This is a genomic window from Roseomonas sp. CCTCC AB2023176 (assembly GCF_042259275.1).
Classification (GTDB): domain Bacteria; phylum Pseudomonadota; class Alphaproteobacteria; order Acetobacterales; family Acetobacteraceae; genus Roseomonas.
The window spans coordinates 4,513,449-4,526,715 of the sequence record NZ_CP170086.1 but is presented as its reverse complement, the minus strand read 5'-3'; the positions used below and the strand labels follow the sequence as shown (position 1 = coordinate 4,526,715).

The window sequence follows — 13,267 nt, the reverse complement described above, 5'->3', positions numbered from 1 at the left end:
GGCGACCGCCGGCACTGCTCTCGATCATGCGGGCGGGCGGTCCAGAGCGCGCGCATCGTCAGCGGTTCCCCTTCGTCCTCACGCGACTCAACTCCGCTTCCGCAGGATGCGCTCGACCGCGGCGCCGATCCGCTCGCCCTCGCGCTCCACCATCTGCGCGACGAACTGGAAGTCGCGCAGTTCCGCCGTCAGCCGCGTCATCTCCAGCACGGGGCGGACGTTGCTGCCCTCCAGCGCGCCCTGAACCAGCGCCGGACGTTCGATCGCTTCCGCGGCCTGCCCTGGCGCCGCGAAGACGCGGTCGCCCTCCGCCACCAGCCGCTGCGGGTCGCCGAAGCGCACCACGCGGATGCGCCCGATCTCCCCGTTCTCGCTCGAGAGTGTTCCGTCGCCGCGGACCGTCAGCCGCGTGTCGCCCGCGGCCACGCGCAGCGGGTTGCCACGCGTGTCGAGCAGGGTGTTCCCCTCCGTGTCAACGACCGTGCCCTCCGGCCCGAGCGAGAAGCGCCCGGCGCGCGTGAAGCGCTCGCCTCGCGGCGTCTCCACCGCGAAGAAGCCTTCGCCGGAGATCGCGATGTCCAGCGGATTGCCCGTCGTCTGCACCGCGCCCGGTGTCGCGTCGCGCCAGGTCGCGCGGTCCCAGGCCATGTGCAGGTCGCGCCCGCCGCGCGGCGCCTCCGCGTTGCGCTGCCGGTCCAGGTGCTCGGCGAAGACGGGGCGGGAGGCGCGGAAGCCCGGCGTCTCCGCGTTCGCCATGTTGTGCGCCAGCACCGCCGTCGCGCGGTTCTGCGCGACGAGGCGGGAGAGGGCGATGTATCCCGGATTGTCCAAGGCGACCTCCGCTTCGGTGCCACCCCGGAGCGCAACCCCCGTGCCAGGCCACGAGGGGGCCGGTCGGCACCGGATCTGCCGGCTGCACGGCAGGATTTGCCGCCTGGAGGCGCGCCACGCCCCCCGCTGTAAGGCCCCGTTAACCGCGGCTGGCAATGATCCGGGCCAGGGGCCGCGGCGGAGCCCCGCAGGCAGGATGTCCCATGGCGAGTGCGGCGGCGGCGAACGGCCCGGCTGAGGTCCCGGCCAAGAAGGGCGGCAAAGCCAAGATCGTCCTTCTCGCGCTGCCCATGCTGCTGGGCGGCGCGGGCGCGGGGCTGTGGTTTACCGGTGTCCTGCCCGGCCTGCTCGGAATGCACGCCCCGGCGCCGGCACGGGCAACCGACACCGCGCCGCGCCCGCCCGCCTTCCACGACCTGCCTGAGATCCTGACGAACCTGAACGTCCCGGGCCGGCGTCCGACCTTCATCCGCCTCAGGGCGAAGCTGGAGATCGCGCGCGCCGAGGACGCGGCGGCCGTCCAGGCTGCCCAGCCCCGCCTGCTCGACCTCTTCCAGACCTACCTGCGGGAAATGCGGCCGGAGGAGTTGCGCGGCTCGCCCGGCACGCACCGCCTGCGGGAGGAACTGCGCGCACGGGCCAACATCGCCCTCCACCCCGTGCGCGTCCTGGACGTGCTGTTCACCGAGATCGTGGTCCAGTGAGCGACGAACCCCTCCTCGACCCCGAGGAGATCAACGCCCTCCTCGGCGACCTTCCCGCCGGCAATGACGGCATCGAGCGGATCATCAGCAGCGGCCTCGTCTCCTACGAGCGCCTGCCGATGCTCGAGATCGTCTTCGACCGCCTCGTGCGCCTCATGTCCACGACGCTGCGGAACTTCACCTCCGACAATGTCGAGGTGCAGATCGACGGCATCGTCTCCCTCCGCTTCGGCGACTACCTCGGCGCCCTGCCGCAGGGCGCGATGATCGGCGTCGTCAAGGCGCGGGAGTGGGACAACTACGGTCTCCTCGTGGTGGATTCCGCGATGATCTACTCCGTCGTGGACGTACTGCTGGGCGGGCGCCGCGGCACGGCGGCGATGCGGGTCGAGGGGCGCGCCTACACCAGCATCGAACGGAAACTCGTCGAGCGGTTGGTGGACGTGATCCTCGGCGACCTCTCCGCCGCCTTCGAGCCGCTTTGCCCCGTCTCCTTCGCCTTCGAGCGCCTGGAGGTGAACGCCCGCTTCGCCGCGATCTCCCGCCTTTCCAACGCCGCCGTGCTCGTGAAGCTGCGCGTCGAGATGGAGGACCGCGGCGGACGGGTGGAGCTGCTGCTGCCCTACGCCACGCTCGAGCCCGTCCGCGAACTCCTCATCCAGCAATTCATGGGCGAGAAGTTCGGCCGCGACTCCATCTGGGAGACGCATCTGGCCGAGGAGCTGCTGCAGACCGACGTGTCCCTCGACGTCGTCCTGGACGACCAGCCGCTCCCGCTCTCGGCCGTGATCGGCCTGAAGCCCGGGGACCGCATCACCCTCATGGCGGGCGCGGACTCGCCGGTGCGGTTGCGCTGCGGCGACGTGCCGCTCTTCGAGGGAACGCTCGGCCGGCGTCGCAGCGCGCTCGCCGTGCGGATCGAGACCGACCTGAAGCAACGGCCCGCGGAGGCGACGGCATGACGACGCTCGAATGGATCGCGCAGGGCACGCTGCTGCTGCTTCTCGCGGCGGCCCTCCCGCTGCTGCTCCGGGTCGCGCACGGCGTCGCCGCGCTGCGTCGCGACCCCGCCGCGCTTTCGGGCGCCGCCGAGGCGCTCGCCGCTTCCGTCCGGGACGCCGAGGCAGCGCTCGAACGCCTCCGCGCTGCCGGCGGCGCGACCGAGGCGGCGCTCGCCACCCGGATCGCCGCGGCGGAGTCGTTGCGCCAGGACCTTCGCTTCCTGCTCGAGCGCGCCGAGCCCCTGGCGGACCGGCTGGAAGCGGCCGTCGCCCGCGGGCGCGCCGCGGCACCGCCGGCGCTTGCCAGCCGGGCCGAACGCGATTTGCTGCTCGCGCTGGAGCGCGCCCGGTGAGGCTTCGCCGTCCGCGCCTTTTCCCCGTCCTCGCCGCCGCGACGCTTGCCGTCGCGGTCGTGAAGGCTGACCTGCTATGGCGCGCCGCCGCGCCGCCCGCCCGCGCAGCGTCGCCCGGAACGCCGTCGGCCGGCCCGGCATCCTCAGGCACCAGCACCGCGCCGCCCGCCGCGGCGGCCGAGTCCCGCCGCACGGCCCCGTCGAACGCGACGCCGCCCGCCCCGTCGGATCCGCCGCCTTCCCCAGCCGAGGCGGCCGAGCGCGAGATCCTCACCGCCCTCCGCGCCCGCCGCGCGGAGATCGAGGCGCGCGAGGCGGCGCTTGCCGCCCGCGAAGCCGTCTTCGCCGCCGCCGAGCGCCGCCTGACCGCGCGGCTGGACGACCTGGCCGCACTCCAGGCCCGCCTCGAAGCCGCCGATCGCGCGCGCGCCGAGCGGGAGGAGACGGGCTGGCGCGGCCTCGTCCGGACCTACGAAACCATGCGCCCGCGCGATGCCGCCGCCGTCTTCGACGACCTGGAACTGCCCGTCCTCGTCGGCATCGTCGCCCGCATGCGGGAGGCGAAGGCGGCGCCGATCCTCGGCGCCATGCGCCCCGACCGCGCGCGATCCCTGACCGCCGAACTGTCCCGCCACCGCGCCGGCGCGGAGGTCCCCCGATGAGGCGCTTCCTGCTGGCCACCCTGTTTGCCTGGCCGGCCGCCGCGGCGGAGATCGGGCTGCGCACCGGCGACCACCCCGCGCATGGACGCGTGGTCTTCGATCTTCCCGCGCCGGACCACCCCTACCTCGTCGAAGCCGACGGGCGCACGCTGCGGATCCGCTTCGCGCCGGACGACGTCCTGCCGCCCGCCCCGCGGCGGGCGCCTCGAAACGTCGCCACCCTGTCCATTGAGGGTGGCGAGGCCGTCCTTTCGCTCCGCCCCGGGGCCCGACCCCGCCACTATCGGCTCGGCAGCCGCGTCGTCGTGGACGTTCTGGATCCCGGAGCCCCGGCCAGCGTGTCGCCGGATCTTGGATCGGCCCCTCCGGCCCCGCGCGCCGAGCCGGCGCCGGCCGCGAACGTCCCGGACATGTCCCGGCGGCCGGCAGCTGCCGGGCCCGAGACGCCCCGCCGGGCTAACCTTCGCCCCCGGCCCCGACGCGCCCCGCGCCGGGCGATCCGGCCGCCGACCCGCGCAGGACGCCCGCCACGCCGGCGCGGGCCATGCCGGGGGCCACCGCGGATCGACGCCCGTCCGGCGGCGAGCCGCGCGGGCCGATCACGCCCGGTGAAGCGTCGCCGCGATCAGCCAACGCGGCCCCGCAGCGGGCGCCCTCCCCGGCGGCCCCGGAAGATCCTGCCGCCCCCGTGGCCCCGGCGCAGGGCGGGCGCGATCCGGCGGCGCCAGCCGCCAACGCGGCGCCCGCCCCGGCCACGGCTTCCGGTCGCATCCACGACCGGCCAGCCGGGTCCCCGGGTGCCGGGTCGCTCCGGGCGCTCCGGACGGAGGACGGCCCGGCCCTGCTCCTGCCCGCGCCACCCGGCACGGGCCTCGTCATCCTTCGCCGAGGGGAGGCGATCCTCGTGGTCGCCGACGCGCCGCTCCCGCTCGACGCGGCGCCGCTCCGCGCCGACCCCGTCTTCGGCGGCACCGAGGTCCGGCTCCTGCCGGAGGCGACGGTCCTCCGCATCCCCCTCGCCCCGCCGGCCGCGCTGCGCGCCCGGCGCGAGGCGGCAGGCTGGACCCTCACCGCCGCCCATTCCGCCACGCCGGGGCGCTCCATCGTCGCCATGCCCGATGGCCCGGCCGCGCTCCTCCACGCGCCGTCCCCAGGCCGCATTGTGCCGATCACGGATCCCGAGACCGGCCTGCCGCTGCTCCTCGGCACCCTCACCGAGCCCGGCGCCGCGACGCCCGCCTCGCTGCGCGCGCCACAGGCCGAAATCCTGCCGACGATGCTCGGCGTCGCCGTCCTCGCCCGCGGCGATACGCTGGCGCTGCGCCCCGGCGCGGACCGCTTCACGCTCCTCGGCGTCTCGCTGCCCGCCGCGAGCGGTGCCGAGACACTCCTGACCCGCACCTTCGATTTTCCGCGCCTGGACCCGGCCGCCGCCACGCAGCGCCTGCGGAGCCTGAACGCCAGCATCGGCGAAGCGCCGCCCCTCGGCCGCCTTGGCCTGCGCCGCGACGCCGCCGAAACCCTGCTCGCCCTCGGCCTCGCGCAGGAAGCCCAGGCCATGATTCGCCTCGCCTTCTCCGAGGATCCGCGCGCTGCCTCCGACCCGCGCGCCGCCGCACTCCACGCCGCGGCCGCCTTCCTTGGCGGCCGGACCGCCGAGGCCGGTCCGCTGCTCGACGGCGGCGCGACCGATGAGGCCGCGCTCTGGTCCGGCCTCGCACGCGCCGCGCGGGATGAGGGCGGCGCGACCGCGATCGCTGCGACGATGCCTCTGCTGCTCTCCTACCCCGAGCCGCTCCGCGCGCGGCTCCTGCCGCTCGCCGCGGAAGCGCTGGTCGCGGGCGGCGAGCGCGCCGCCGCCTCGCGCCTGCTCGACTCGCGCCGGGACGACGCATCCCTCGATCTCGCCCGGCACAGCTCGCGGCCGCGGAGGGCCGTGGCGGGGAAGCACTCCGCCTCTACGACCACCTCACTGAGGGCCGCGACAGGCTGCTCCGCGCCCGCGCCATCCGCGCGGCGGTCGACCTGCGCCTCGCGGGCGGCGCGCTCGATCCGGCGGCCGCCGCCGCCGCGCTCGAAGCGGCGCTCTACGCCTGGCGGGGCGATGCGCGCGAGGCCGACCTCCGCCTGCGCCTCGCCGAGCTGCGCCGCGAGGCCGGCGATCCGCGCGCCGCCTTCGGCCTCCTCGAGGAGACCGCGGCCCTCTTCCCCGACCGGGTGGAGGCGATCCGCCAGGGCCAGCAGGACGCCCTCGTCGCGCTGCTCGCCCGGGAGGCGCCGCTGGCTGCCATCGCCCTCGTCGAGACGCATGCCGACCTTCTGCCGCGCGGCTCGCGCGGGACGGAGACCCTCCTGAAGCTTGCCGACCGGCTCGCGGCGCTCGACCTGCCGGCCCGCGCAGTGGCCGTCGCGCGCCGCGGCCTCGAGCGCGCGGACGCGGCCTCCCGCCCGGTCGCCGGGGCCGCGCTTGCCACGCACCAGCTTGCTGCTGACGACGCCTCCGGCGCCCTCGGCGCCCTCGCGGCGACGGAGGCACTCGATCTTCCAGACGATCTCCGCCTGCGCCGGCGCCTCCTGCACGCCCAGGCGCTCGCGCGGACCGGCGAGGCCAGCGCTGCCATCGCGGCGCTCCGCGACCTCGGTGCCGCGGGACGCACGCCGCTTGCCGCGCTCCTCGCCGAGCGCGGGGAATGGAGCGCCGCGGCGGAGGTATCGGCCGAAGCCGCCGAGGAGCCTGGCGCGGACGTCCCGCGCTTCGCCGTCCGCGCCGCTGCCTACGCCGCCCTGGCCGGCGATGCCGCCCGCTCCGCCACCTATCGCGCACGCTGGTCGGGCCGCCTGGGCGAAGGTCCGCTCGCCGCCGCCTTCGACGTGCTCACCGCCGATCCGGTCCGCGGCCTCGCCGACCTGCCGCGCCTTCCCCACGAACTGGACCTTTTCCGGACATTCCCGAAAGGGCTGGAGGCGTTCCGGACCGCCGCGACAGTTTCGCGGTGACCCGCCGGAGACCCGGGGGGAGGGGCGGGAATTTTTTTGGCGGTACCCTGGATTTTCTCTTGCGAGGGGGGGGGGCTTGGGCCATATCGCGCTTCCGACGGCGGCTGGTCGCAATCCCGCGATCAACCGCCTCTCTGCTTCTCGGAAGGGGGCCTCTTCGATGGACGCTCTTGTTGCGCCGCGGGATCTTGTCGCTGACTTCGGCCTGACTGGCGCTGCAGAGCACAGTGAGGAGGCGAAGGATTACTTCGTCGAGAAGAACGGCATCCGCTTCGCCGGCACGCACCTCATCATCGACCTCTGGGGCGCCACCAACCTCGACGACCCCGCGCACATCGACGACGTGCTGCGCGAGGCCGCGATCGAGACGGGTGCGACGATCCTGCACGGCCACTTCCATCACTTCCAGCCGAACGGCGGCGTGTCCGGCGTGCTGGTCCTGGCGGAAAGCCACGTCTCGATCCACACCTGGCCCGAGAAGGCCTACGCCGCGCTGGACATCTTCGTCTGCGGCGCCTGCGACCCGTACAAGGCGCTTCCCATCCTGAAGCGCGGCTTCCTGGCCGAGCGCGTGCAGCTCGCCGAGCACCGTCGGGGCATGCAGGCCTGACATACGATCGCCGCGGGACACCGCGGCGGCGGATCGGATAAGGGGGCGGGCCGCAGGGTCCGCCCCCTTTCCATGCGGGACCTTACTCGGCGGAGGCTCTGATGACCGATTCCTGGGTGAACGAGACGCTTTACCCCGACTGGGGCCAGCGCTTCCGCGTGAAGCGCGAACTGGCGCGGGTGAAGAGCGACTTCCAGGACATCATGATTTTCGAGTCCTTCACCCACGGCCGCGTCATGCTGCTCGACGGCGTCGTGCAGATCACGGAAGCCGACGAGTTCGTCTACCAGGAGATGCTGACGCACGTGCCGCTGCTGGCGCATGGCGACGCGCGCCGCGTGCTGATCATCGGCGCGGGCGACGGCGGTGTCCTCCGCCGCGTCCTGCAGCACCGCAACGTCGAGCGGGCCGTGATGGTCGAGATCGACGGGGATGTCATCCGCCTCGCGAAGGAGCACCTGCCGGGCATCGCCGGCGACGCCTGGCACGACCCGCGCGCGCAGGTCATCGTCGGCGACGGCATCCACTACGTGCGGGAAGCCGAGGCCGGCTCCTTCGACGCCATCATCGTGGACAGCACGGATCCGATCGGCGTCGGCGAGGTCCTCTTCACCGACGAGTTCTACGCCAGCTCCGCCCGGCTCCTCTCGGATCGCGGCTTGATCGTGAACCAGTGCGGCGTGCCCGCAATGCAGGCGGACGAATTGCGCGAGACCTCCATCCGCCGTGCGAAATCCTTCGCCGACGTCTGGGCCTACGTCGCCGCCGTCCCCACCTATGTGGGCGGCTACATGACCCTCGGCTGGGCCGCGAAGGACGCTTCCCTGCGGACGCTGCCGTCCGCCGAGATCGCCCGGCGCGCCGAGGCCGCCGGCGTCGTCGGCAGGACGCGCTACTGGACTCCGGAGATCCACGCGGCCGCCTTCCACCTGCCGCCCTACATCGCGGAGCACCTGCCCCGCACGTAGCGCCCGTTTCGGCCGCCGCGCTCCACCGGCCCCCGTTTGGCTGCCGCCCTCTACGGAGGATTGTCGGCGGATTGGGGGCGCGGGGACGCGGCGGCCGTGACGTCCGCCCGGAGAGCCTCGCCGCGAAGTCCCGCGAGGACCCGCTGCATGTTCCGGCCGAGGCGGTTCGCCGCGACATCCCAGGGCGGGGTATCGAACCGAAGTATCTCCGGCACGCGCCGACCCCCCGCGTAGAAGTAGGTGGTGCAGCGCAGCGAGGCCGGGTCGGGCATGGCCTCGACCCGCCAAAGAAACAACGACAGGTCCTTGGCCGGCAGGTAGTCAAAGCGACCCAGCGCCACCAGCGCCCCGCGGGGCGGCTCCAGCCCCGTTTCCTCGCGCAGTTCCCGAAGGGCGGCGTCGCCCTCCTCCTCGCCGGCCTCCGCCATGCCCTTCGGCAGGTCCCAGAGCGGCGAGCGCGCGGCCTGCCCGATCAGCAGCCGCGCCCCGTCCGTCACCACCACGCCACAGGTCACCCGCCGCGCCATGCCGCCCCAACGCCGCGGGCCGGCGCCGGCTTCACCCCGCCGCGAAGCCCTGGACGAGGCTTCCCGCCACCAGCCGCCACCCGTCCACAAGCACGAAGAAAATGATCTTGAAGGGCAGGGCCACGACGCTCGGCGGCAGCATCATCATGCCCAGCGACATCAGTACGCTCGCGGCGACGAGGTCGATCACAAGGAAGGGCAGGAACAGCAGGAACCCGATCTCGAACCCGCGCTTGAGCTCGCTGACCATGAAGGCGGGAACGAGCACGCGCCAGGGCGTCGTCCCCGCATCGACGCTGGCCGGAATGCCCGCGAGGTCGTGGAACAGCGCGAGGTCGGCATCGCGCGCATTCGCGACCATGAAGCGCCGGAACGGCTCCGCGGCGGCTTCAAGCCCCGCCATCTCGCTCAGGCGCCCCTCCATCATCGGCTGGATGCCGGCGGTCCAGGACGCTTCCAGCGTGGGCTGCATCACGAAGAAGGTGAGGAACAGCGCGAGACCGATCAGCACCGGGTTCGGCGGAATGCCCGGCGCGCCGATCGCGGTCCGAAGCAGCGACAGGGCGACGACGATCCGCCCGAAGGCCGTCGCCATGACGAGGAGCGACGGCGCGAGCGAGATCAGCCCGATCAGCGCGGTCAGCTGGACCAGTCGCGCCGTCGCCCCACCGCCGCCAGCCCCGAGGTCCACCGACACGGACTGCGCCAGCCCGGCGGCCGGGACCGCGACGACCGCCGCGCCCGCGAGGGCCGCCATCACGTGCGAGCGCAGCGTGCCGTTCACAGCCAGCCCACCAGCAGGTCCGCGTTGCCGCCCGTCACGACGAGCGCCTCCCGCCCGTCCACCCGCAGCAGGACTGCCCGGCGTCGCGGATCGATCGGCGTGACCTCGACCACGGCGACGCGACGCGCGCTGCCGCCCACCGAAAGGCCGAGCCGCCGCCGGGCCAGCCGCCCGGCGAGGTGCATGGCGAGCAGGGTCCCCGCCAGGGCCGCCGCTGCCCAGATCCATTGCGACGCATCGGCCATGGTCACCGCCGCAGCCGCACGATGAGGGAATCGACCTGTGCGAGCAGTAGCGCCAGGTCGGGCCGGATGGCACGCCCATCCTCCTCGGGAAGCATCAGGGCGGCACCGCAGAGCGCGGCCGCTTCCCGTTCCAGCCCGTCCAGGTCGAGGCTGCGCCCGGCCCCTGCCAGGCCCTCGGCGACGGTCACCACGCCGCCGAGGCTCTTCGCCGCGGCGCGGACCGCATCCTGCGGTGTGTGCGTCATGGTCCCGATCCTGCGCCGGAGAGGGTTAACCGCTTCCTGACGCGCGCGCGGCGGCTGCGGGCGACCCGTGGCCTCTGGCGTTAACCCCCCCTTCATCCGTTCCGGCGCAAACGGAGCGGCATGAACGAGATTGCGGCCAGGACGGCCGATCCCATCGCGCTGGCGGAATCCCGCATGCGCTGGCTCGATTGCCGCCAGGCCGTACTGGCGGGGAACATCGCTAACGCGGACACGCCGGGCTTCCGGCCGAGGGACCTGCATCCCTTCGTGGCGATGCTCCGCCGCGGCGCCGCGGCCGGGGCCGTCGTCCGCACCCACGCGGCTCACCTGGCATCGGCCACCCTGCCCGGTAGCGCCGCGCGCCGCGGTGCCGAGAGCGCGCCGGACGGCAACGCCGTCTCCCTCGACGAGCAGGCGCTGAAAATCGCCGAGACCGACAGCGCCCACGCCTTCGCCACCGCCCTGCACCGGCGCTGGACGGGCATGATCCGCACGGCGCTGGGCCGCGGCGGCTGAGGACAGGGGAGGGGACGGATGGAACTCGAGAAGGCTCTCCGGATCTCCGCGGCCGGCATGGCCGCGCAATCCACGCGCCTGCGCGTCGTGGCCGAGAACCTGGCGAACCGGGACAGCACGGGCGGGGCGCCGGGCGCCGATCCCTACCGGCGCCGAACCGTCACCTTCTCCGAACGCCTGGACCGCGCTGCAGGGACCCGGACGGTCGGCGTCTCGCGCGTCGGCGAGGCGCCGGGCGAGTTCCCGCGCCGCTACGAGCCGTCCCACCCCGCCGCGGACGCGCAGGGCTACGTCCGCACCCCGAACGTCGACTCGCTCGTCGAGGTCATGGACATGCGCGAGGCGCAGCGCAGCTACGGCGCCAACCTGTCCGTGCTGGAGACCACGCGCGGCATGCTCGCCCGCACCATCGAGGCCCTGCGCTGATGCCGACCGCGATCGGGGCGGCCGCCGTCGCGGCCTATCGGGGCACGGGCGCCGCAGCCGCCCCCGGCGGCGCCGAGTTCGGTGCGACCCTGCGTCGCGCCGTCGAAGGTGCCGTGGACGCGGCGCGCGGCGCCGATGCCGCCAGCACCCGCTCGCTCGTGGACGGCACCGGCGTCACCGATGCGGTGCTCGCCATCAGCCGCGCCGAGACCGCGCTGCAGACCGCGGTCGCCGTGCGCGACCGCGTCGTATCGGCCTATCAGGACATCATGCGGATGCCGATCTAGGATGGACGGCGACCTCATCGGCGCGTCCGTGCGCGACGCCCTCTGGGTCGCGACGCAGGTCGGCGCCCCCATCCTGCTCGCGCTGCTGTTCGTCGGGCTCGCCGTTTCGATCGTTCAGGCGCTGACACAGATTCAGGAGGCCTCGCTCGCCTTCCTCCCGAAGCTCGCCGTGACCGGTGGGGCGATGCTGCTCCTCGGTCCCTTCATGCTCGGGGCGCTGCGCGGCTGGACTGTCGTCCTGATGGACCGCATCGTCGCCGTCGGCGGCCTCCCGTGACGGAGGCCGAGCTCCTCGCCGGGCTCCCGGATGCCGCCTTCCGCGCCGCCCTCCTGCTCGCCCGGATCGGCGCGGCCGCGATGCTCGTCCCCGGACTCGGCGAGGCCGAGATCCCCGCACCGCTCCGCCTCGGGGTTGCCCTCGCGATCGTCGCCGCAGTGTTCCCCGTGCTTGCCCCGGCCCTGCCCAATGTCCCCGACGCGGCGGCGGACGCCGTGCGCCTCGTCGCGCTCGAGGTCCTGACCGGCCTCTGGCTCGCCAGCCTCGCGCGCCTCCTCGCGACGGCGCTGGCGCTGGCCCTCCAGACCGCGGGCGGCCTCCTCGGCCTCGCGAACGTCCTCGTCCCCGATCCGGCCCTCGGTTCCGGCGCGACGGCGCTCGGCCGCCTCGGCAGCCTTGCGGCCGCACTCCTCGTCCTGTCGAGCGGCCTCTACGCCCTGCCCTTGCGCGCGCTGGTCGAGTCCTACGCGCTCATGCCCCCCGGGGCACCCTGGCCGGCGGGCGCGGCGGCCGAGGAGATCGCGGCCGCCGGCGGCGCCTGCCTCTCGCTCGCGCTGCGTCTCGCCGGCCCCTTCGTCGTCGCGGCGGTGCTGTTGAACCTCGCCCTCGCCCTGGTATCGCGCGTCGCGCCGCAGGTTCCGGTCTTCGTCCTCGGCGCGCCTGCCCAGGTCCTCGTGGCCTTCGCGCTGCTCGCCCTGCTGGCGCCGCTCCTCCTGCCGCTCTTCGCCGGCGACCTGCGCGCCGGCTGGTCTGCCCTCCCGGGGCTGCGCTGACCCGTGGCGGGCGATGCCGATCAGGACCAGGAGGACCGCACGGAGGCTCCGACCCAGCGGCGCCTCGACAAGGCCCGCGAGGACGGTCAGGTCCCCCTCGCGCGAGGCCTCCGGTTTCGCCGCCCTCCTCCTGGCAAGCCTCGTCCTGGGTCTCGGCGCTTCGGCCTCGGGACCCACGCTGCGGGGCCTACGCGACCTCCTCGCCGGTGCCCACGACCTTTCGCCCGAGGTCGCCTGGTCGGCCCTCGCCCCGGGCTCGCCCTGGGGCTCGCCGTCGCGGCCGCGGCCGCGCTCGGCTTCGCCGCCGCAACGCTCGCCCAGACCCGCGGCCTGATCTCGTCCAAAGGCCTGATGCCCCGCCTCTCTCGGCTTTCGCCCGCCGCCGGCCTGAAGCGCCTCTTCGGCCCGGACGGCCTGTTGGAGTTCCTCAAGACCCTCCTCAAGATCGCCGCGGTCGGGGCGGCGGTCTGGCCCGTCCTGTCCGGCACCGAACGCCTCTCGACCGTGGCGCAGCTCGACGCGGCGGGGCTGCTCCGCTTCGTCGGCGATCGTGCCTCGGCCCTCCTCGCGGCGACCCTCGCCGCCTTCGCCGGCATCGCCGCGCTCGACCTGCTCTGGGTCCGCTTCCGCCACCTCCGGCAGCTGCGCATGAGCCGGCAGGAGATGAAGGAGGAACTGCGAGACACCGACGGCGATCCGCAGCTCAAGGGCCGTCTCGCCGCGCTCCGTCGTTCCCGCGCGAAGTCCCGGATGATGGCGGCCGTGCCCCGCGCTGCGGTGGTCATCACCAACCCGACCCACTACGCCGTCGCCCTCGCCTACGAGGACGGGGCCGCCGCCGCGCCGCGCATCGTCGCGAAGGGCGCGGACGAAGTCGCCGGCCGCATTCGTGAAGCCGCGCGGGACGCCGGCGTTCCGCTGGTGTCCAACCCGCCTCTCGCGCGCGCCCTGTTCCGCCTGGAACTCGGGACGGAGATCCCGCCTGACCACTACCAGGCCGTGGCCGAGATCATCGCCTTCGTCTGGCGCCGTCGCCCGGCCGGCTCACCCTGACGCCAGCC

General features: G+C 74.3%; 18 protein-coding genes. 13 read left to right on the top strand and 5 right to left on the bottom strand.

Annotation, left to right across the window (positions count from 1 at the left end; all coding sequences use genetic code 11):
- Nucleotides 1-87: 87 nt before the first annotated feature.
- Entirely contained in the window at nt 88-831 is a 744-nt protein-coding gene (locus ACE7GA_RS22695; protein ID WP_376091960.1) for a flagellar hook-basal body complex protein, read from the bottom strand.
- 203 nt (nt 832-1,034) lie between these two features.
- Between ACE7GA_RS22695 and ACE7GA_RS22690 the strand changes: the two genes are divergently transcribed.
- The 7 genes from ACE7GA_RS22690 to speE all read left to right on the top strand — a co-directional run bounded on the left by ACE7GA_RS22690 (nt 1,035) and on the right by speE (nt 8,126).
- Nucleotides 1,035-1,535, top strand: a complete 501-nt coding sequence (locus tag ACE7GA_RS22690; RefSeq protein ID WP_376091957.1) for a flagellar basal body-associated FliL family protein — start codon at nt 1,035-1,037, stop codon at nt 1,533-1,535.
- Entirely contained in the window at nt 1,532-2,497 is a 966-nt protein-coding gene (gene fliM / locus ACE7GA_RS22685) for a flagellar motor switch protein FliM (protein WP_376091954.1), read from the top strand. The genes ACE7GA_RS22690 and fliM overlap by 4 nt, the downstream gene beginning before the upstream one ends.
- Nucleotides 2,494-2,889, top strand: a complete 396-nt coding sequence (locus tag ACE7GA_RS22680; protein WP_376091951.1) for a DUF6468 domain-containing protein — start codon at nt 2,494-2,496, stop codon at nt 2,887-2,889. Before fliM ends, ACE7GA_RS22680 begins: the two co-directional genes overlap by 4 nt.
- On the top strand, nt 2,886-3,551 hold the full coding sequence (locus ACE7GA_RS22675) for a MotE family protein (protein WP_376091948.1): 666 nt from the start codon (nt 2,886-2,888) through the stop codon (nt 3,549-3,551). The genes ACE7GA_RS22680 and ACE7GA_RS22675 overlap by 4 nt, the downstream gene beginning before the upstream one ends.
- Before the next feature lie 688 nt (nt 3,552-4,239).
- Nucleotides 4,240-5,907, top strand: coding sequence for a hypothetical protein (locus ACE7GA_RS22670; protein ID WP_376091945.1), 1,668 nt, complete (start codon nt 4,240-4,242; stop codon nt 5,905-5,907).
- 801 nt (nt 5,908-6,708) lie between these two features.
- Entirely contained in the window at nt 6,709-7,158 is a 450-nt protein-coding gene (speD, locus tag ACE7GA_RS22665) for an adenosylmethionine decarboxylase (protein WP_376091942.1), read from the top strand.
- 101 nt (nt 7,159-7,259) lie between these two features.
- Nucleotides 7,260-8,126, top strand: a complete 867-nt coding sequence (gene speE / locus ACE7GA_RS22660; RefSeq protein ID WP_376091939.1) for a polyamine aminopropyltransferase — start codon at nt 7,260-7,262, stop codon at nt 8,124-8,126.
- A gap of 50 nt (nt 8,127-8,176) precedes the next feature.
- On the opposite strand, the gene ACE7GA_RS22655 is transcribed toward speE, so the two are convergent.
- The 4 genes from ACE7GA_RS22655 to ACE7GA_RS22640 are packed head-to-tail and all read right to left on the bottom strand — an operon-like array spanning nt 8,177 to nt 9,927.
- Complete coding sequence (locus tag ACE7GA_RS22655) at nt 8,177-8,641, bottom strand: NUDIX hydrolase (protein ID WP_376091936.1); 465 nt, start codon at nt 8,639-8,641, stop codon at nt 8,177-8,179.
- A gap of 43 nt (nt 8,642-8,684) precedes the next feature.
- Nucleotides 8,685-9,410 (bottom strand): flagellar type III secretion system pore protein FliP, encoded by a 726-nt coding sequence (fliP, locus tag ACE7GA_RS22650; protein ID WP_376091933.1) that lies wholly within the window; start codon nt 9,408-9,410, stop codon nt 8,685-8,687.
- 23 nt (nt 9,411-9,433) lie between these two features.
- Nucleotides 9,434-9,688 carry a hypothetical protein gene (locus ACE7GA_RS22645; RefSeq protein ID WP_376091930.1) on the bottom strand — a complete coding sequence of 85 codons (255 nt, stop codon included), beginning with the start codon at nt 9,686-9,688 and terminating at the stop codon, nt 9,434-9,436.
- Complete coding sequence (locus ACE7GA_RS22640) at nt 9,685-9,927, bottom strand: hypothetical protein (RefSeq protein WP_376091927.1); 243 nt, start codon at nt 9,925-9,927, stop codon at nt 9,685-9,687. The genes ACE7GA_RS22645 and ACE7GA_RS22640 overlap by 4 nt, the downstream gene beginning before the upstream one ends.
- Before the next feature lie 120 nt (nt 9,928-10,047).
- Here ACE7GA_RS22640 and ACE7GA_RS22635 point away from each other — a divergent pair, with 120 nt between their 5' ends.
- The 6 genes from ACE7GA_RS22635 to ACE7GA_RS22610 are packed head-to-tail and all read left to right on the top strand — an operon-like array spanning nt 10,048 to nt 13,259.
- On the top strand, nt 10,048-10,443 hold the full coding sequence (locus ACE7GA_RS22635; protein ID WP_376091924.1) for a flagellar basal body protein: 396 nt from the start codon (nt 10,048-10,050) through the stop codon (nt 10,441-10,443).
- Between the two features lie 18 nt (nt 10,444-10,461).
- Nucleotides 10,462-10,869: a flagellar basal body rod protein FlgC gene (gene flgC, locus ACE7GA_RS22630; protein ID WP_376091921.1), complete on the top strand. Its 408-nt coding sequence runs from the start codon at nt 10,462-10,464 to the stop codon at nt 10,867-10,869.
- The gene (locus tag ACE7GA_RS22625; RefSeq protein ID WP_376091918.1) at nt 10,869-11,156 is read left to right on the top strand and encodes a flagellar hook-basal body complex protein FliE; all 288 of its coding nucleotides are present in this window, start codon (nt 10,869-10,871) and stop codon (nt 11,154-11,156) included. The genes flgC and ACE7GA_RS22625 overlap by 1 nt, the downstream gene beginning before the upstream one ends.
- A 1-nt stretch (nt 11,157) precedes the next feature.
- The gene (locus ACE7GA_RS22620) at nt 11,158-11,433 is read left to right on the top strand and encodes a flagellar biosynthetic protein FliQ (RefSeq protein WP_376091915.1); all 276 of its coding nucleotides are present in this window, start codon (nt 11,158-11,160) and stop codon (nt 11,431-11,433) included.
- Nucleotides 11,430-12,206, top strand: a complete 777-nt coding sequence (locus ACE7GA_RS22615) for a flagellar biosynthetic protein FliR (RefSeq protein WP_376091912.1) — start codon at nt 11,430-11,432, stop codon at nt 12,204-12,206. Before ACE7GA_RS22620 ends, ACE7GA_RS22615 begins: the two co-directional genes overlap by 4 nt.
- Nucleotides 12,207-12,209: 3 nt before the next feature.
- The gene (locus ACE7GA_RS22610; RefSeq protein WP_376091909.1) at nt 12,210-13,259 is read left to right on the top strand and encodes a flagellar biosynthesis protein FlhB; all 1,050 of its coding nucleotides are present in this window, start codon (nt 12,210-12,212) and stop codon (nt 13,257-13,259) included.
- Nucleotides 13,260-13,267: the final 8 nt, after the last annotated feature.

Excerpts from the sequence above, each read along its gene's own strand:
- speE (WP_376091939.1), top strand. The coding sequence starts at position 7,260 with ATGACCGATTCCTGGGTGAACGAGACGCTTTACCCCGACTGGGGCCAG.
- ACE7GA_RS22640 (WP_376091927.1), bottom strand. The coding sequence starts at position 9,927 with ATGACGCACACACCGCAGGATGCGGTCCGCGCCGCGGCGAAGAGCCTC.
- speD (WP_376091942.1), top strand. The coding sequence starts at position 6,709 with ATGGACGCTCTTGTTGCGCCGCGGGATCTTGTCGCTGACTTCGGCCTG.
- flgC (WP_376091921.1), top strand. The coding sequence starts at position 10,462 with ATGGAACTCGAGAAGGCTCTCCGGATCTCCGCGGCCGGCATGGCCGCG.
- ACE7GA_RS22625 (WP_376091918.1), top strand. The coding sequence starts at position 10,869 with ATGCCGACCGCGATCGGGGCGGCCGCCGTCGCGGCCTATCGGGGCACG.
- ACE7GA_RS22635 (WP_376091924.1), top strand. The coding sequence starts at position 10,048 with ATGAACGAGATTGCGGCCAGGACGGCCGATCCCATCGCGCTGGCGGAA.
- ACE7GA_RS22620 (WP_376091915.1), top strand. The coding sequence starts at position 11,158 with ATGGACGGCGACCTCATCGGCGCGTCCGTGCGCGACGCCCTCTGGGTC.
- fliP (WP_376091933.1), bottom strand. The coding sequence starts at position 9,410 with ATGGCGGCCCTCGCGGGCGCGGCGGTCGTCGCGGTCCCGGCCGCCGGG.
- ACE7GA_RS22680 (WP_376091951.1), top strand. The coding sequence starts at position 2,494 with ATGACGACGCTCGAATGGATCGCGCAGGGCACGCTGCTGCTGCTTCTC.
- ACE7GA_RS22690 (WP_376091957.1), top strand. The coding sequence starts at position 1,035 with ATGGCGAGTGCGGCGGCGGCGAACGGCCCGGCTGAGGTCCCGGCCAAG.